This window comes from Microbacterium paludicola, from assembly GCF_015235415.1.
GTDB lineage: Bacteria > Actinomycetota > Actinomycetes > Actinomycetales > Microbacteriaceae > Microbacterium > Microbacterium paludicola.
On sequence record NZ_JADGLL010000054.1, the window covers coordinates 1 to 17,605 of the forward strand.

Genomic DNA, 17,605 nt, shown 5'->3' on the forward strand with positions numbered 1-17,605 from the left:
ACGACCCCGTCGAACCGATCCTCTACGACACCGGCCTCAGCGCCGACGAGGGACTCTGGCACCGAACAGGCTGGATCGGCAGGCACTGACACGCCCGACCCCATCCACACGTTCTGACCTATAAGCCCGATTCTTGCTCACGAGCCCTGTTCCGGGCAAAGCGAAAGCCCCGCGATCCCAGTGTTTCCAAGGGTTCGCGGGGCTTCGACGATGGCGGTGACGGTGGGATTTGAACCCACGGTAGGGGGTTACCCTACACAACTTTTCGAGAGTTGCACCTTCGGCCGCTCGGACACGTCACCGCCGACGAGTTTACGTGAGGTTCACGGGCGGGCCAAATCGGCGAAGCCTTACGGCGCTGGGCATCCGCTGACAGGATGGCGGCATGGCCGTCATCGAGAACGCGAAGATCACCGTCGTCGGCGCGGGGGCTGTGGGAGCCGCCACCGCGTACGCCTCGCTCATCCGGGGAGCCGCCAGGGACGTGGCCCTCTATGACATCAACGCGGCGAAGGTCGAGGCGGAAGCACTCGACCTCGCGCACGGATCCCTCTTCACCGGATCCAGTCAGATCCACGGATCCGCCGACATCGCCGTCACGGAGGGATCGCACGTCGTCATCGTCACCGCCGGCGCGGCGCAGCAGCCCGGGCAGACGCGGCTCGAGCTGGTGGGGACGAACGCGCGGATCTTCCGCACGATGATCCCGCAGCTCGTCGAGGCCTCCCCCGACGCCGTGTTCATCATCGTCTCCAACCCGTGCGACGTGCTGACGCTGCTCGCCCAGGAGCAGACGGGCCTGCCGCCGGAGCGCATCTTCGCCTCCGGCACGGTGCTCGACACGTCGCGCCTGCGCTGGAAGCTCGCGCAGCTGGCCGGGGTCGCGCCGAGCTCCATCCACGCGCACGTCGTGGGCGAGCACGGCGACACCGAGTTCCCGCTGTGGTCGAGCGCATCGGTGGGCCCCGTGCCCCTGCTCGACTGGCGCCCGGACGGCCGCGATCCGTTCACGCGCGAGGAGCTCGACGAGGTCGCGCACGAGGTGCGCACCGCGGCCTACAAGGTGATCGAGGGCAAGGGCGCCACGAACTACGCCATCGGCCTGTCCGCCAACCGCATCGCCGAAGCGGTGCTGCGCGACGAGCGCGCCGTGCTGCCCGTCTCGACCGTGCTCGACGACTTCCACGGCCTGTCGGACGTCGCCCTGTCGGTGCCGTCGATCGTCGGATCTTCGGGGGCCATCCCGATCCGCGAGACGCGCTTCTCGGAGTCGGAGCTCGGCCTGCTGCACGCCTCGGCCGAGACCATCAAGGCGACCGCGGCGCAGGTGCGCGAGGGCTGACTCCCGCGGGGCTTCGAACGGATGTCCGAACCCCCGCCTACGCTGGGATCATGGCCAGCAAGCGATCCGCCCCCGCCGCGTACAAGTGCACCGAGTGCGGCTGGACCGCGGCCAAGTGGGTCGGCCGCTGCGCCGAGTGCCAGCAGTGGGGAACGGTCGTCGAGGCCGCCGAGCAGACGGGCATCACGCGTCGGCTCGACCCGATGATCCCGACGTCGGCCGCGAAACCGATCACGCAGATCGACACAACCGAGGCACCGCGACGCCCGAGCGGCGTGGGCGAGTTCGACCGCGTGCTCGGTGGCGGCATCGTGCCGGGCGCGGCCATCCTGCTGTCGGGCGAGCCGGGCGTCGGCAAGTCGACGCTGCTGCTCGAGGTCGCCGCGCGCTCCGCCGCCGAGGGACGACGCGTCCTCTACATCAGCGCCGAGGAGTCGCCCGCGCAGGTGCGGATGCGCGCCGAGCGCACGGGTGCGCTGCACGACGAGCTGTTCCTCGCGAGCGAGACGGATCTGGCGACGGTGCTCGGCCAGATCGACTCGGTGGCGCCGCAGCTGGTGATCGTCGACTCGGTGCAGACCGTCTCCTCCTCACTGTCCGACGGGGCCGCGGGCATGCCCGGTCAGGTCCGCGAGGTCGCCTCGACGCTCATCCGGGTCGCGAAGGATCGCGGGCTGCCGATCATCCTCGTCGGCCATGTCACCAAGGACGGCCAGATCGCCGGCCCGCGCCTGCTCGAGCACCTCGTCGACGTCGTCTGCCAGTTCGAGGGAGACCGGCAGACGGCGCTGCGCTTCGTGCGCGCCCTGAAGAACCGCTTCGGCCCGACTGATGAGGTCGGCTGCTTCGAGATGACCGGCGACGGGATCATGGAGGTGCCGGATCCGAGCGGGCTCTTCCTGTCACACGGATCGCCCGAACCGGGCACGTGCGTCGCCATCGCGCTCGAGGGCCGCCGGGCGATGCCCGTCGAGGTGCAGGCCCTCACCATCCCGTCGAGCGCGCCGAACCCGCGCCGCATCGTGCACGGCGTCGACTCGTCGCGCGTGGCGATGGTGCTCGCGGTGCTCGAACGCCGGGCCGGTGTGAAGACGAGCGACCTGGATGTGTACGTCTCGACGGTCGGCGGCGTCCGGTTCACCGAGCCCGCCGCGGATCTGGCCATCGCCGTCGCCGTCGCCGGCTCGGTGCTTCACTGGTCGACGCCGCGCGACATCGCGGCCGTCGGGGAGCTCAGCCTGGCCGGCGAGGTGCGCCCCGTGTCGGCCGCGGCGCAACGGCGCAGTGAGGCCGCCCGGCTCGGTTACGACCGCGTGATTGACGACCGCTCGGGCAAGCTGCGCGCCGCGCTCGACGACGTGCGGGCACAGGGAAAGCTGCGAGCGCTCGAGGACGTGCCGCAGTTCTGAGGGCTGGCTTCGACTCGCTTCGCTCGCTCAGTGCGGCGCTCGCTTCGCTCGCTCAACGACCAGAGGAGGGCGGCCGCTACTCGCCCAGTTCGAGCGCGGCAAGCAGTTCCGCCGGTGAGGCCTGCATCGGGTGCGGGCCCGCGATGTCGAGGAACACCGTGGTGATCGTGTCGCGGTGCTTCGTCAGGAACGAGCGCAGCCACACCGGCGAGTACAGCCCGATCCCGGGAGGCAGGTTCTGGGGCTTGTTCTTCGCGTCGCTGAACAGCAGCAACGCGACGTCCCCGCTCTGCGGGTCACGGTACGTCCACACCTCGCCGCCGTCGAGCGGATCGTCGCGCTTTCCCGGCTTCAGGAGGGGGACGACGGTGTTCCCGTTGCGCAGCGCCAGGGCGACCGCGGCCATGTCCTGTCGCTCGAGCGCCTGAGCAAGCGCCTCGGAACGGAACTCGATGTCGGGGGTCTTCTTCGTGCGCTTCCTGGCCACCATCTGTTCAGCCTACGGCTACGCACATCTAATGATCCGGCCAGCCGGAATCAAGCATTCTGTCAGCTTCGAAAAACCCGGATTGATACTCTTGTCATGCCCGTTCGGGTGCGGCATCGGTGGGGACTGGTGGATCACCGCACCTCTCGAAGCAGGTTTGTGCGTAGCACTCTGGGGACCTGCGCGGGACGACGTGAAAGGCCCGGAGCGACGCTCCGGGCCTTCTGCGTATCCACGCCCCGGGTCACTCCTTGTTGAGCTTGTCCTGCATCGCGCCCGCCGCCTTCTCGACGGTGTTCGGCAGCTCCGTCGTCCCGTAGAAGCGCGCATCCGGATGCGTCGGCGCCGGCATCGGCGCACTCGTCGTCGGCCCGTCGTGGTAGCTGAACTCGCCTTTGCCGTCCGGCGTCGGCACGCTCGCCCACGAGCCCTCGGCCGCCGCAGCACCGTCGCTGAAGTTCAGGTACTGGTACGCCACCTCGCCGTGCTCCTTCGACTTCGGGAAGTTGCTCGGCACGGGCAGCTCCTCCGCACCCTCGGCCTTCAGTTCCTCGATCGCCGCGAGCCACTGGTTCTGGTGCATCGTGTCGCGAGCGATCAGGAAGGCGAGCAGATCCCTCACTCCCTTGTCGTCGGTCATGTGGTACAGCCGCGCCGCCTGGAGCCGGCCCTGCATCTCGCCGTTCGCGTTGGCGGTGAAGTCGGCGAGCAGGTTGCCGCTGGCCGTGATGTAGCTGCCCTGCCAGGGGTTGCCGTTGCTGTCGACCGGGCGTGCGCCCGCGCCGGCGACGATCGCCTGCTGCACGTCCGTCCCGCCCACGACGGCCGCGACGACCGGGTCATCCTGCACCGCGTCATCCGTGATCCCGAGCGGCGACTTCTCCAGCAGCTGGGCGATCATGATCGCGAGCATCTCGACGTGCCCCATCTCCTCGGCGCCGATGCCGAACATGTCCTTCTCGCCCGTGGGGGGCGTCTCACTGGTTGATGGACGTCCAGTGAAAGCGCCGCGGGCGCCGCAGACCAGGCGGTGGACAGCGGAAGAAGCGGGTGCGAGTATGCGCGGCGGTCAGGCTTCGAGTCGCTCCGGCACGAGCGTGATGCCGCCGAGCAGGTTCGCCGACTCCGCCAGCTCCTCCAGCCACTGCGGGTTCAGCTCGGGGCGCTCGGCCTCCTCGAACGTGAAGCGCAGCGGGATGGTGGCACTGAGCCAGACCGTGCTGCGGCCGGTGCCGTCCTCATGCTGAAGCGACAGGGTGAACGCCTCGTTCCGCCGCAGCTTGGCGATGATGACCGCCTTCAGATGCGCGAGCGCGCGGTCGTTGATCTCGATCGGCGTTCCCTGCGAACCATAGTAGAGAGTGCCCATGCCTCCACCGTACGAAGCTGCGGCACCGATTACCACCACTGTGACGTCCCGCTGTCCGGGAGATCGCCCAGGCGGGTCAGCGCAGGAAGAACTGCGCCGTCGTACTGCCCTTCACGTCGCCGATCTCGACATTGAGGTGGTACGCGGCTCCGCCCCGGCGGGCACGCGGCCGGTTGTCCTCGCCGCAGGTCGACGGATCGGACCGCGTCTGATCCCAGGTGAGCGGCTCGGCGCTCTGCACGGTCTGCCCGGCGGCGAGCGTGACGACCATGTCGCTCGGCTCACTCTGGCAGTCGGTCGAGCGCCACCACGTGTCCTTGCCGCTCGTGATCACGAAGCGCTGCTTGGACGTGCCGACGTCGAGGGTGCAGTCGACGGACCCGGTGTTCGTCAGCTTCATGCCGAGCGTCACCGGCTTCGTCTCGAAGGTCTCGCCGTGCACGATGGGCACCAGATCGATGACCTCGGGATCGCAGGGCTGCGGCTTCGGCGGATCGGTCGACGTGGGCGTCGGTGTGGGCGGCGGCGACGTCGGAGCGCTCGCGGTGGGGGTCGGCGCCGTGCCGACCGTCGAGGTCGTCGGCTCGGGTTCGGGCTGCGCCAGGATGTCGGCGAGCCCGCGCCAGGGCTGGGCGATCACGAGCCAGGCGACGCCCGCGATCACCAGCAGGGCGAGCAGCAGCACGGCGATCCGGCGCCGCCGGTACACGGCGGGCGAGTGTCGACGAGGCGGCTTGGCTCCCACGTCTCCAGGGTAAGCGGGGGTTCCTGAACGCCCCCGGCGGCGCGCGCTCGGGGCGGCGTCTCCGGCGACGCGCCGCACGGCGCACGCGGGCGCGTCAGAGCAGCTTCAGCATGCGCGTGTTGCCCAGGGTATTGGGCTTCACGTGCGCGAGGTCGAGGAACTCGGCCACACCCTCGTCACGACTGCGCACGAGCTGCGCGTAGACATCCTGATCCACGACCTGCTCGCCGATCTCGGAGAAGCCGCGTCGCGTGAAGAAGTCGACCTCGAAGGTCAGGCAGAACAGGCGCGTCAGGCCCAGCTCGCGGGCGCGGACCTCGAGGCCCTCGACGATGGCGCGACCGACGCCCCGGTGAAGCCACTCCGGATCGACAAGCAGGGTGCGGATCTCGCCGAGGTCCTCCCACATCACATGCAGGGCGCCGCAGCCGATGACCCGGCCGTCGACCTCGGCGATGAGGAACTCCTGCGTCGCCTCGTACAGCACGACCAGATCCTTGCCGAGCAGGATGCGCTGCTGCACGAGAGGCTCGAGCAGCCGGTGAACGTGGACCATGTCGCTCGCGCGGGCGGGGCGCACCCGGAAGTCCAGGGCGGTGGCGGTCTCGGTCACGCTCTCAGCCTACGGGCGCCGTCCTGAAACCCCGGTGAGCGGTGCCGCGACTACGGCGCCAGGACGCGCGCCCCCTGCTGGGCGCGCACGCTGAGCTCGGCCGCCTTGAACGCGTGCTCCTGCGTCATCGCCGTCTCGGTGCGGTCGAGGCAGTCGCGGATCAGCTGGCCGAAGAACGGGTATCCAACGCTGCCGTCCGCGACGAGGTGGTGCTCGCCCGCGCCGTCGACGAGGAACACATGCCCCGGCCCCTCGCCGGTGGCGACGTTCACGTACTTGCGCAGCTCGATGTAGCCCTCGGTGCCGAGGATGAACGTGCGCCCGTCGCCCCAGGTGCTGAGGCCATCCGGTGTGAACCAGTCGACCCGGCAGTATCCGCTCGCGCCCGTGTCCATGACGATGGATGCCTCGCCGAAGTCGTCGAGGCCCGGGTGCTCGGGGTGGTGGAAGTTGCCGATCGCCGAGTACGCGACCTCGGCATCGTTCGCCCCGGCGAAGTGGAGCATCTGTTCGAAGTTGTGGCTGCCGATGTCGCACAGGATGCCGCCGTAGCGCTCCTTGTCGAAGAACCAGTCGGGGCGTCCGGTGCCGAGCCGGTGCGGGCCGAGGCCCTGCACCTGGATCACCCGGCCGATCGCGCCGCGGTCGATGAGCTGCCCCGCGAGCACGGCCGCCTCGACGTGGATGCGCTCGGAGTAGTAGACGGCGTATTTCAGCCCGGTGGCCTCGGTCGCCGCGCGCGCGGCATCCAGCTGCTCGAGGGTCGTGAGCGGTGCCTTGTCGGTGAAGTAGTCCTTCCCCGCGTCGATGACCCGGAGCCCGAGAGCGCAGCGTTCCGAGGTCACGGTCGCGCCGGCGACGAGGCGCACCTCGGGGTCGTCCAGCACCTCCGCCTCGCTGCGGGCGACGCGCACGTGCGGGAACTTCGCGGCGAACGCCTCCACCTTCGCCGGGTCAGGGTCGTAGACCCACTTCAGGGTCGCGCCCGCCGAGGCGAGCCCCTCGGTCATCCCGTAGATGTGACCGTGGTCCAGCCCCACCGCGGCGATGACGAACTCGCCCGCCTCCACGACGGGGGCGGGGATGGGGTCGGGCGCGTACTGGGCGCCGCTTGCGTTGCTCATGTGCTGCTCCTGCTCTCCGTCATCCTGTCCGGTCACCGCTCAGGTGCCGCTGCCGCCGACGATGATCTCGCCGGGGAGGTCGGCGACCGACGACGTCTTCTCGAAGAAGTGCGGCGCCCGCTGCGTGAGCGTGCCGGTCCGGTAATAGGGGTCGTCGGGTCGCAGCGGCAGGTCGACCGTGCGGCGCTCGATTCCCGCGGCGTAGATCGCGGTGACGAGCTCCACGGCCCGACGCCCGTCCTCGCCGTCGATCGCCGGAGGTCGGCGGTCGCGCACCGCCGCCAGCATGTCGCCGATCTGGCCCCGGTGTCCCTCGTGTGGGAGAGGCGCATGGCCGGCGGCGAGCGCCTCGATCCGGTCGACGAGGTCGGGGTTTCCCTCCGGCAGCGGGAAGCCGTTCGCGCCCGAGGTGGACGCCACGACCTTCCACGGCTGCGAGACGCGGGCATCGCGGGCCTGGACGACGATCGCCTGCTCCTCGCCGTGGTGCACAACGGAGCTGGTCACCTCTGCCAGCGCCCTGTCGTACTGCAGCACGGCGACCGACAGGTCCTCGACCTCCGCGTTCTCGTGCTGCGTGTTGGCGAGCACGGCGGTGACGGCGCGGGGCGAGCCGAGCATCCACAGCGTGAGGTCGAGGTGGTGGATGGCGTGGTTCAGCGTGCATCCCCCGCCCTCCGACTCCCACGTCCCGCGCCACCAGAGGTCGTAGTACGGCAGGCCGCGCCACCATGCAGAGCTGACTTGAACGTGCGAGACGGGGCCGGCGAGCCCGGAGTCGAGCACCTCCTTGAGCGTCGCCATGTCGTCGCGGAAGCGGTTCTGCGCGACGACCGAGAGCATCCGCCCGTTCTCGGCGGCGGCCGCGATCATCGCGTCGCACTCCTCCAGCGAGGGCGCCATCGGCTTCTCGACGAGCACGTCGACCCCCGCGCGCAGGGCCCGGATGGTCAGTTCGGAGTGGGTGGCGGGCGGCGTCGCGATGCTGACCAGGTCGAGCCGCGCGGTGGCGAGCATCTCGTCCAGGTCGTCGTACGTCGTCGCCGCGTCGAGGCCGAGATCCCTGCCGCGCGCCGCGGCCTTGCCCGCCACGACGTCGTGGAGAGCGACGATCTCGCACTCCTCGGGGAAGCGCCGGTAGCCGTCGACATGCGCCTCGGCGATGTTCCCGACGCCGATGATCCCGACTCTCAACATGCCGTCTCCCTTAACGCGTCGAGCTGTCGATCACGTCCCCGCGGTGGGATAGTGATACGTACCACCTGATCACTCTGGAAGAGACGGGCATCGCGTGTCAAGAGAGGAGCCGCGGATGAGCGGATCGGCTGCCCCGACGAGCCGCGATGTCGCCCGCGCCGCCGGCGTCTCGCAGACGACGGTCTCGTACGCCCTCACCGGCCAGGGGAACATCTCGGCGGCTACCCGCGCTCGCGTGCTAGAGGTCGCCGAGGCGATCGGCTATCGCCCCAACCTCGCGGCCCGCTCGATGCGCACCCGCCGCTCGGGACGGGTCGCGGTGATCATGGGCTCTGCCGTCGACACGCACATGCGGCTGCTGGCCGGCGCCATCGACGTCGCCCGCGAGGCCGGATTCGTCGCCGAGACCCTGCACGCCGACGGCAGCCCGCAGGATCGCGTCGAGCGCATCCGGGAGCTGGCGTCGGGCGGGCAGTACGAGGGAATCCTCACCGTGGCGCCGCTGCCGGACGACGCGAGCGCTGCCGACTCGCCGTGCGTGGTCGTGTCGGCCGCGACGTTCGACGACGAGCTGCGCAGCGTGGGGGCGCTCGCGGACGCGACCCAGGTCGCCACGCTGATCGAGGCCCTCGCCCAGGCCGGGCACCGCCGGTTCCTCCACGTCGCCGGGGCCGAGCAGTATGCGTCAGCCCGCGCGCGCCGCAGCGTCTATCTCGAGGCGATCGAGAGGCTCGGCCTCGAATCGCTGGGCGTGGTCGGCGGGTCGTGGTCTCCCGAGGCCGGACGCACGGCGATCCTCGACCTGCCCGACGACGCGCGCCCGGTCGCGGTGATCGCCGCGAACGACCACGTCGCCATCGGCGCCATGCGGGGAGCCGGCGAGCGCGGCTGGGCGGTGCCCGGAGACCTCGCGGTGACCGGATGGGACAACAACGTGTTCGGCGCGTACACGTCGCCGTCGCTGACGAGTGTCGACGTCGACTTCCGGGAGGCGGGCCGACGCGCGATGCGCGCGCTCCTCACGGCGATGGGGCGGCCGCAGTCGCCGCAGGAGACCGGATCGCTCCATCGCATCGTCTGGCGCGAGTCGACGGGACGCGTGTCGCCGACCGGCTGATCCGGCCGCATCCCCAGCCACGACGAAGGGGGCGACGCCCGCAGGCGCCGCCCCCTTCGTATGGGAACCGTCAGTTCGAGTTCGCCGCGATGTCCGGCGTCGCCGCGATCGCACCGGCGGTGTTCACGCCGACCGCGACCTTCTCGCCGCGGGGAGCGTTCTCGAACACGAACTTGCCGTCCTCGACGTCCACCTTGATGTGGTGTCCGCTCTCGAGCAGGCCGTTCAGGATGCGCTCCGACAGGCGATCCTCGACCTCGTGCTGCATCGCGCGACGCAGCGGGCGGGCGCCGAGGGCCGGGTCGAATCCGATCTCGATCAGACGCTCCTTGGCGGCCTGCGACAGCTCGAGCGTCATGTCGCGGTCGAGCAGGCGCTCGTTCAGGCGCTTCGTGAACAGGTCGACGATCTGGATCAGCTCGGGCTTCGACAGCTGCGGGAACACGATGATGTCGTCCACGCGGTTGAGGAACTCGGGCTTGAAGTGACGCTTCAGCTCCTCGTCGACCTTGCCCTTCATCCGCTCGTACGTCGTGGTCGTGTCGCCCTCGACCTGGAAGCCGACCGGACCACCGGCGATCGCCGACGAACCGAGGTTCGTCGTCATGATGATCACGGTGTTCTTGAAGTCGACGACGCGGCCCTGACCATCCGTCAGGCGACCCTCCTCGAGGATCTGCAGCAGCGAGTTGAAGATGTCCGGGTGCGCCTTCTCGATCTCGTCGAACAGCACAACCGAGAACGGCTTGCGACGCACCTTCTCGGTGAGCTGGCCGCCCTCCTCGAAGCCGACGAACCCGGGAGGGGCACCGAACAGACGCGAGACGGTGTGCTTCTCACCGAACTCCGACATGTCGAGCGAGATCAGCGCGCCCTCGTCGTCGAACAGGAACTCGGCGAGCGCCTTGGCGAGCTCGGTCTTTCCGACGCCCGTGGGGCCGGCGAAGATGAACGAGCCCGAGGGACGCTTCGGGTCCTTGAGGCCGGCGCGCTGACGACGGATCGTCTTCGACAGGGCGGCGATCGCCTCCTCCTGGCCGATGACGCGCTGGTGCAGCGCCTTCTCCATGAAGACGAGGCGGCTGGTCTCCTCCTCGGTGAGCTTGAACACCGGGATGCCCGTCGCCTGGGCGAGGACCTCGGCGATCAGACCCTCGTCGACCGTGGCGGCCGTCGAGACGTCACCCGAGCGCCACTGCTTCTCGAGGCGCAGGCGCTCGGCGAGCAGCGACTTCTCCTCGTCGCGGAGGGCGGCGGCCTTCTCGAAGTCCTGCTCCTCCGACGCGGCCTCCTTCGCCTCGCGCACCTTGGCGATCTTGTCGTCGAACTCGCGCAGCTCGGGCGGCGACGACAGGATGGACAGGCGCAGGCGGGCGCCGGCCTCGTCGAGCAGGTCGATTGCCTTGTCCGGAAGGAAGCGGTCGCTGACGTACCGGTCGGACAGGTTCGCCGCGGCGACGATGGCGCCATCCGTGATCTGCACCTTGTGGTGCGCCTCGTAGCGGTCGCGCAGGCCCTTCAGGATGTTGATTGCGTGCGGCAGCGACGGCTCCGCGACGTTCACCGACTGGAAACGGCGCACGAGGGCCGCATCCTTCTCGAAGTGCTTGCGGTACTCGTCGAGCGTCGTCGCACCGATCGTCTGCAGCTCACCACGGGCGAGCATCGGCTTCAGGATGGACGCCGCATCGATCGCGCCCTCGGCGGCACCCGCACCGACGAGCGTGTGGATCTCGTCGATGAAGATGATGATGTCGCCGCGCGTGCGGATCTCCTTGGTCACCTTCTTCAGGCGCTCCTCGAAGTCACCGCGGTAGCGGGATCCGGCGATCAGCGAGCCGAGGTCGAGCGAGTAGAGCTGCTTGTCCTTCAGCGTCTCGGGCACCTCGCCCTTGACGATCGCCTGGGCGAGACCCTCGATGACGGCGGTCTTGCCGACGCCGGGCTCGCCGATCAGCACCGGGTTGTTCTTGGTGCGGCGCGACAGGATCTGCATCACGCGCTCGATCTCCTTCTCGCGCCCGATGACCGGGTCGAGCTTGTTGTCGCGCGCGGCCTGCGTCAGGTTGCGACCGAACTGGTCGAGCACCTGCGAGCCGCCCTTGGCGCTGTCGGCCTCCTGGCTGCTGCCGGCGTTGACGCCCACGGGCTCCTTGCCCTGGTAGCCCGAGAGCAGCTGGATCACCTGCTGGCGCACCTTGTTCAGGTCGGCGCCGAGCTTGACCAGCACCTGGGCCGCGACGCCCTCGCCCTCGCGAATGAGGCCGAGCAGGATGTGCTCGGTGCCGATGTAGTTGTGGCCGAGCTGCAGCGCCTCGCGCAGGGACAGCTCGAGCACCTTCTTGGCGCGCGGGGTGAAGGGGATGTGGCCGGTCGGCTGCTGCTGACCCTGGCCGATGATGTCCTGCACCTGCTCGCGGACAGCGTCCAGCGAGATGCCGAGCGACTCGAGCGCCTTCGCGGCGACGCCCTCCCCCTCGTGGATCAGGCCGAGCAGGATGTGCTCGGTGCCGATGTAGTTGTGGTTGAGCATCTTCGCCTCTTCCTGGGCGAGGACGACCACACGACGGGCACGGTCGGTGAATCTCTCGAACATCTCACTCCTCCTAGGCGAGGCCGGCGACGTCGACCCACACCTGGGTCGCGCCGTGGTTCAACGGTAACCAGCGCGAAGGGCCCGCGGTTCGCTGTTCGCCGTGGGCATAGCGCGAGCTCCCGCTGAATCGGCCCTTGACGCGCCTCGGATCTGTCCATATCGTTTCTCGATAACAACGACTATCGTTAAGGAGTTGAGATGGCGCGGCAGTACATCGACCGTGGCGACAGGTTCGCGGGCTGGTTCACGGCCGCGCTGGCCGCGATCGGGGGGATATGGATCGTGGTGCAGGCGGCCCTCCGGATCGCAGAGGTGGTGCGCGGGACGGATGTGCCCGTGCTCGCACCCTTCGCCGGCGAGCAGGCCGAGCTCCCGATCGGCCCGGAAGGCTCGCCGGTCACTGTGACCGTCGATCAGGCGGTGATCACGGGGAACGGTCTCGCCCCGATCACCTCGGTCTCTCTGGTCCTCGAGGCCGTCGTCGTCGCGCTGGGCCTACTGGCCGCGCTCGCCTGCCTGGCACTGCTGTGCATCAACCTCGCGCGCGGTATCGCCTTCAGCCGCCCGAACAGCCGGCTCATCCTGATCGGCACCATCGCGCTGCTCGTCACGTGGGCGGCCGGCGGGCTGTTCCGCACGATGGGCGTCAACGGAACGTTCGCCGCGGTGAGCGAGCACTCTTATGACAACGTGATCTTCGCCGCCGATCTCGGCCCGGCACTCGCGATCCTGGCGCTCGGCATGATCGGCACGGCCTTCGGCGTCGGCGAGCGCCTGCAGCGCGACACGGAGGGGCTCGTATGAGTGCCGTGCAGCGCTCCAGCGCAGCGGATGGCTTCACCGTCATCCTGTGGGGCGCCGCCGCGGCGGTGCTCACCGTCATCTCGGCGATCGCCGACTTCGCCAGCACGTTCACGCCCGACGGGCTCGCCCTCACCATGCGCGTCGACCCCGCGGTGGTGTCGGCCGTCATCGAGAGCACGGCCGTCGCGGTCGCCGGCACCGCGACCGCGATGACCGTCGTATCCGCCGACGTGTATGCAGTCTCCACCGCCTGCGCGGCCGCATCCATCCTGATCACGGCCCTCGCGCGGCTGATCATCGTCGGGGCCGCCATGCACCTCGCGTGGAGCTTCCTGCGCGGCCGGTTCTTCTCCCCCGCGGTCACGCGCGACCTCTACGTCATCAGCATCGCGGTCATCGCGTGGGGACTCGGCGGGATCCTGTTCGACCGCATGGCCCACAACGGAATGCTGACGGCGCTCGGCGTCGAGGAGACCGAGCCGCTGCATCCGCTGGAGTTCTGGGGGATCACGGGCTACGTGTTCGCCTCCGTGGCGATCGGCCTCCTGGCGCTGGCGTTCCGCCGAGGCTTCCAGCTGCAGCGCGACACAGAGGGGCTGGTGTGACGCCGGCGGACGACGAGCCGACGGGCGTGCACTGCCGGCTCGACGAGCTGCTCGCCGAGCGGGGGATGACGCTCACCCGGCTGAGCGAGCTCGTCGGCGTGAGCATCGTGAACCTGTCGATCCTCAAGAACGACCGGGCGCGGGCCATCCGGTACTCGACGCTGTCGGCGATCTGCCGTGCGCTCGACTGCGAAATCGGCGATCTGCTGGTGCGCGCCGACTGAGCCGGGTCAGGGGACGATGACGAGCTTTCCGCGCGTGCGGCCCGTCTGGCTGGCGCGGAACGCATCCGCGACCCGGTCGAGGCCGAACGTCTCGGCGACCTCGACGGTCAGCTTCCCCTCGTCGGCGAGCTGCGCGAGCTCGGCCATCGCGGCACCGTCGGGGCGCACCCAGACCCAGGATCCGCCGTGCTCGGCCACGCCCGCCTCGGCGACCGATGCGTGGCGTCCGCCCTCGCGCAGCACGGCGAGCGTGGTCTCGAGTTGCCCGCCGACGAAGTCGGCGACCGCGTCGACGCCCTCGGGGGCAAGGGCACGCACGCGCTCGGCGAGCCCCTCGCCGTACTCCACCGGCTCGGCGCCGAGGCCTCGCAGGAACTCGTGGTTCGCGGGCGACGCCGTGCCGATCACGCGTGCGCCGCGGGCGACCGCGATCTGCACCGCGATGCTGCCGACGCCGCCGGCGGCCGCGTGGATCAGCACCGTGTCGCCCTCGGCCACGCCGAGGCGGTCGAGCGTGCGCAGCGCGGTGCCACCCGCAAGAGGCAGGCCTCCCGCCTGCTCCCAGCTCAGCGTCCTCGGCTTGGGCGCCACCGCCGAGGCCGGCACCGCCACGCGCTCGGCGAACGTGCCGCCGTGCACGACGTCCTTGCGGGCATAGGCGATCACCTCGTCGCCGACCTCGAACTCCGGCACATCCGGCCCGAGCGCCACCACGACGCCCGCCACATCCCATCCGGGGATCACGGGGAAGATCGCGTCCATCATGGCGTCGAGCCCGCCCGCCATCAGCTTCCAGTCGACGGGGTTCACACCGGCCGCCCGCACCTCGATCAGCACCGACCCCGGGCCGAGCTTGGGCTCCGGCACGTCCGACACCGTCAGGGTGTCGAGGTCGCTCGAGTAGGCGGGGTAGGTCACAGCGCGCATTGGGCCTCCATCGTTTCCGGATCGGACGTTCTCGGGAACGGCGCACGTCCGGCCGCTATTCCAACCGGATGCGGCCACGGATCAGGCGCGGCCGACGTCGCGGATCGCGCCGCGGGTATCGAGGGCGAGTTCCTCGGCGTCGATCGCGGTCATGATCTCGCGCATCACCTCCTCGCTCAGATTGCCGAGGTCCCGCTCGCGGATCAGCATCTCGCGGCGCGCCTCGAGCCATCCCTTCGACAGGGCGACCAGGTCGTCGTAGGTCGGCTTCTGCGCCGCGGCGTCGGCCGATCCGTCGTGCGATTCGAGCACCTGGCCGGCGCGATCGGTATCGCGTTCCACGCGCAGCAGCGACTGCGCCATCCGGTCGAACACCTCCGCGCTCTCGGGCCCGTAGCGCTCCTTCCACTCGGTGCGCTGCGCCCGCAGGTACGCCTTTCCGACCTCCTGGCTGCGCTCCCGGATCGCCAGGATCTGCCGCGCATCCAGCTTCCGCTCCTCGTCGGATCCGACGCGCAGCGCCTTGATCAGCGGGGCGAGTGTCAGGCCCTGCAGCAGCAGCGTGCCGACCGTCACGACGAAGGCGACGACGATGAGCTTCTGCACGTGCGACGCGGGCATCGTCCCGCCCGTCAGGTCGGGAAGCGCCGCGGCCATGGCGAGCGTCACGACGCCCCGCATGCCGGCCCACGACAGCACCGCGCGCTCGGGGACGCTCAGCACGGGCTCCAGGATGCGCTGGCGCAGCATCGTCTCGTTGACGTCGACCCCGCGCCGGGCGAGCTGCTCGCGGCGATCCCGCATCATCTTCGCGCGCGGGTCGTCCGGATCGCGCCGGTATGCCTCGAGCGAGTGCTTCCAGCGCATGATCTTGATGCCCTGCCACATCCGGCCCCACGCGTAGCTGCCGTAGACGAAGATCGGGCGCATCACGAGCACGATCCCGAACACGGCCGCGGCGAGCGCGATCGTGATCCCCGCATCCGCCGTGCCGAGCTCGCGCACCACGCGCGGGAACTGCAGGCCGATGTACGCGAAGACGAAGCTCTCGAGCAGGAAGTCGGCCGACAGCCACAGCGGCCGCTCCTGCTGCCGCGTCGTGTAGTCGGTGCGGGGCGCGTGGTACCCGACGAACAGGCCCATCGCGACGACCGCGAGCACGCCGGATCCGCCGAGGTGCTCGGCGATCGCGTAGGCGCCGAACGGCACCAGCAGCCCCGCCGTGCCGACCACGACCGGGTCATCCAGGCGCATCCGCAGCTGGTGAAGCACAACGCCGAACAGCAGGCCGATGAGCACGCCGAGCACGACCGCGACGATGAACGACCAGAGGCCGTCCCACACCGTGACGGTCGCGCCGGCGACGATCGCCGCGAACACCCGCACCAGGGTCAGCGACGTCGCGTCGTTGATCAGACTCTCGCCCGACAGCACCGTCATCAGGCGTCGCGGCAGGCCGAGCTTCCGGCCGATCGCGGCGGCCGAGACCGCATCGGGCGGGCCGACGATCGCGCCGAGCAGCAGGCCGCCCGCGAGGGTGAGCTCGGGCATGATCCACCAGGCGATGAGCCCGACGGCGAGGGCCGTGCACAGCACGAGCCCGATGCCGAGACGGCGGATGTGCGGCAGGCTGCGCTTGAACCCGACGAACGACACCTCGAGGGCCGCCGAGTAGAGCAGCGGCGGCAGCGTGAGGTTCAGCAGCAGGTGGCCGTCGATGTCGAGCGTCGGCACGGCGGGGATGAGTGAGACCAGCAGAGCCGCGACCGTCACCACAAGGGGTGCCGGCCACCCGCGCCAGCGTGCGAAGGCGCCGACCGCGAGAGCGCCGACGAGCACGTAGAAGATCTCGGCATCCATGCCTCTCAGGCTATCCGCGGCGCCCGTCCCGTTCCCGGGGAATGGGAGCGGGACGGATCCGGTTGCGGATGAGGATGAGCGAGTCGATGATCCCTGCCCTGTCCGTCCTCGACCTGGTGCCGGTGCGCACGGGTCAGTCGAGCGTCCAGGCGGTGGCGGCCTCGATGGCGCTCGCCCAGCGCGCCGACGAGCTGGGGTACCGGCGGTACTGGTTCGCCGAGCACCACAACATGCCCGCGGTCGCCTCGACCGCCCCTCCGGTGTTGATCGCTGCGGCGGCGGCGCGCACGTCGCGCATCCGCGTCGGATCGGGCGGCGTGATGCTGCCGAACCACTCGCCGCTGATCGTGGCCGAGCAGTTCTCGACCCTCGAGGCGATGGCCCCGGGTCGCGTGGATCTCGGCATCGGGCGCGCCCCGGGAAGCGACCCCGTGATCACGCAGCTGCTGCGCCGGTCGGGCACCACGAGCGACGTCGACCAGTTCCCGCAGCACATCACGGACATCCTGAAGCTCGTCAGCGCCGAGGGGGCGACCGTGCGCTTCACGAGCGGCGGCGAGTACGACGTGCACGCGACACCGGCCGCCACCGGGGTGCCGGAGGTGTGGCTGCTCGGCTCGAGCGACTACTCCGCGTCGCTGGCCGCGGCGTACGGCCTTCCCTACGTCTTCGCGAACCACTTCGCCGGCGAGGGGCTCGAGCGCGCCATGGAGCTGTACCGCTCGCAGTTCCAGCCGAGCGAGCAGAACCCCAAGCCCCGCACCTTCATCACCGCGAACGTCGTCGCCGCCCCCACCGCCGAGGAGGCGGAGGCGCGGGCCCTGCCCCAGCTGCGCCAGTTCGCGCGGCTGCGGACGAACAAGCCGATGCGCCCGCTCGAGACCGTGGACGAGGCGCTGGCGGCCGGATCCGATCCGCTCGAGCAGAGCATGATCGACCAGAACCGCGTGCGCTGGTTCGTCGGCACGGGCCAGGATGTCGCCGCCGGGCTGCGCGAGTTCGCCGCACGCTACGACGTCGACGAGGTCATGATCTCCCCCTCGGCCGGTGCCTACGAGGGCGAGCCGCTCGACGCCGCGGACGGCCGCGCGCGCACGCTCGAGCTGCTCGCGGAGGCGCTGGGCGCGTAGGGCGGGGCTGCCCGGCGCGGGGGCGTCGGTGCGGGGGCGTCGGTGCGGGCAGATAG

17 protein-coding genes and 1 tRNA gene are annotated in these 17,605 nt (G+C 70.2%); 7 read left to right on the plus strand and 11 right to left on the minus strand.

Annotated features, from left to right (window positions below; genetic code table 11):
• Window positions 1-211: 211 nt before the first annotated feature.
• Window positions 212-302, minus strand: a tRNA-Ser gene (locus IR155_RS14300).
• A gap of 83 nt (window positions 303-385) precedes the next feature.
• On the opposite strand from IR155_RS14300, the gene IR155_RS14305 reads away from it, so the two are divergent.
• Both IR155_RS14305 and radA read left to right on the plus strand, forming a co-directional pair.
• Window positions 386-1,342, plus strand: coding sequence for an L-lactate dehydrogenase (locus IR155_RS14305; protein ID WP_135115476.1), 957 nt, complete (start codon window positions 386-388; stop codon window positions 1,340-1,342).
• 50 nt (window positions 1,343-1,392) lie between these two features.
• Window positions 1,393-2,751, plus strand: a complete 1,359-nt coding sequence (gene radA / locus IR155_RS14310) for a DNA repair protein RadA (protein ID WP_135115477.1) — start codon at window positions 1,393-1,395, stop codon at window positions 2,749-2,751.
• A 76-nt stretch (window positions 2,752-2,827) separates the two neighbouring features.
• Here radA and IR155_RS14315 read toward each other — a convergent pair whose 3' ends face one another.
• The 7 genes from IR155_RS14315 to IR155_RS14345 all read right to left on the minus strand — a co-directional run bounded on the left by IR155_RS14315 (window position 2,828) and on the right by IR155_RS14345 (window position 8,286).
• Window positions 2,828-3,241 carry a dehydrogenase gene (locus IR155_RS14315; protein WP_135115478.1) on the minus strand — a complete coding sequence of 138 codons (414 nt, stop codon included), beginning with the start codon at window positions 3,239-3,241 and terminating at the stop codon, window positions 2,828-2,830.
• A gap of 241 nt (window positions 3,242-3,482) precedes the next feature.
• Window positions 3,483-4,190, minus strand: a complete 708-nt coding sequence (locus IR155_RS14320) for a manganese catalase family protein (protein ID WP_135115479.1) — start codon at window positions 4,188-4,190, stop codon at window positions 3,483-3,485.
• A gap of 117 nt (window positions 4,191-4,307) precedes the next feature.
• A complete protein-coding gene (locus IR155_RS14325; protein ID WP_135115480.1) occupies window positions 4,308-4,607 on the minus strand; it encodes a DUF7882 family protein in 300 nt (99 codons plus the stop codon).
• A 76-nt stretch (window positions 4,608-4,683) separates the two neighbouring features.
• The gene (locus tag IR155_RS14330) at window positions 4,684-5,352 is read right to left on the minus strand and encodes a hypothetical protein (RefSeq protein ID WP_194210347.1); all 669 of its coding nucleotides are present in this window, start codon (window positions 5,350-5,352) and stop codon (window positions 4,684-4,686) included.
• A 94-nt stretch (window positions 5,353-5,446) separates the two neighbouring features.
• The gene (locus IR155_RS14335; protein ID WP_267899521.1) at window positions 5,447-5,965 is read right to left on the minus strand and encodes an amino-acid N-acetyltransferase; all 519 of its coding nucleotides are present in this window, start codon (window positions 5,963-5,965) and stop codon (window positions 5,447-5,449) included.
• 50 nt (window positions 5,966-6,015) lie between these two features.
• Window positions 6,016-7,089: a Gfo/Idh/MocA family protein gene (locus IR155_RS14340; RefSeq protein WP_135115481.1), complete on the minus strand. Its 1,074-nt coding sequence runs from the start codon at window positions 7,087-7,089 to the stop codon at window positions 6,016-6,018.
• A 39-nt stretch (window positions 7,090-7,128) separates the two neighbouring features.
• Window positions 7,129-8,286 (minus strand): Gfo/Idh/MocA family protein, encoded by a 1,158-nt coding sequence (locus tag IR155_RS14345; RefSeq protein WP_135115482.1) that lies wholly within the window; start codon window positions 8,284-8,286, stop codon window positions 7,129-7,131.
• Window positions 8,287-8,401: 115 nt separating this feature from the next.
• Here IR155_RS14345 and IR155_RS14350 point away from each other — a divergent pair, with 115 nt between their 5' ends.
• A complete protein-coding gene (locus IR155_RS14350; RefSeq protein WP_135115483.1) occupies window positions 8,402-9,403 on the plus strand; it encodes a LacI family DNA-binding transcriptional regulator in 1,002 nt (333 codons plus the stop codon).
• Window positions 9,404-9,473: 70 nt separating this feature from the next.
• Here IR155_RS14350 and IR155_RS14355 read toward each other — a convergent pair whose 3' ends face one another.
• Entirely contained in the window at window positions 9,474-11,999 is a 2,526-nt protein-coding gene (locus IR155_RS14355) for an ATP-dependent Clp protease ATP-binding subunit (RefSeq protein WP_135115484.1), read from the minus strand.
• 198 nt (window positions 12,000-12,197) lie between these two features.
• Here IR155_RS14355 and IR155_RS14360 point away from each other — a divergent pair, with 198 nt between their 5' ends.
• Genes IR155_RS14360 through IR155_RS14370 form a run of 3 tightly spaced genes read left to right on the plus strand, consistent with a single transcriptional unit; the run spans window position 12,198 to window position 13,632 of the window.
• Window positions 12,198-12,803, plus strand: coding sequence for a hypothetical protein (locus IR155_RS14360; RefSeq protein ID WP_135115485.1), 606 nt, complete (start codon window positions 12,198-12,200; stop codon window positions 12,801-12,803).
• On the plus strand, window positions 12,800-13,408 hold the full coding sequence (locus IR155_RS14365; protein ID WP_135115486.1) for a hypothetical protein: 609 nt from the start codon (window positions 12,800-12,802) through the stop codon (window positions 13,406-13,408). The genes IR155_RS14360 and IR155_RS14365 overlap by 4 nt, the downstream gene beginning before the upstream one ends.
• Window positions 13,405-13,632 carry a helix-turn-helix domain-containing protein gene (locus IR155_RS14370; protein ID WP_135115487.1) on the plus strand — a complete coding sequence of 76 codons (228 nt, stop codon included), beginning with the start codon at window positions 13,405-13,407 and terminating at the stop codon, window positions 13,630-13,632. Before IR155_RS14365 ends, IR155_RS14370 begins: the two co-directional genes overlap by 4 nt.
• A 6-nt stretch (window positions 13,633-13,638) precedes the next feature.
• On the opposite strand, the gene IR155_RS14375 is transcribed toward IR155_RS14370, so the two are convergent.
• Window positions 13,639-14,559, minus strand: a complete 921-nt coding sequence (locus IR155_RS14375) for an NADP-dependent oxidoreductase (protein WP_135115488.1) — start codon at window positions 14,557-14,559, stop codon at window positions 13,639-13,641.
• 81 nt (window positions 14,560-14,640) lie between these two features.
• Window positions 14,641-16,419: a cation:proton antiporter gene (locus IR155_RS14380; protein WP_135115489.1), complete on the minus strand. Its 1,779-nt coding sequence runs from the start codon at window positions 16,417-16,419 to the stop codon at window positions 14,641-14,643.
• Between the two features lie 74 nt (window positions 16,420-16,493).
• Between IR155_RS14380 and IR155_RS14385 the strand changes: the two genes are divergently transcribed.
• Entirely contained in the window at window positions 16,494-17,549 is a 1,056-nt protein-coding gene (locus tag IR155_RS14385) for an LLM class flavin-dependent oxidoreductase (RefSeq protein ID WP_135115490.1), read from the plus strand.
• The last annotated feature ends 56 nt before the right edge of the window (window positions 17,550-17,605 follow it).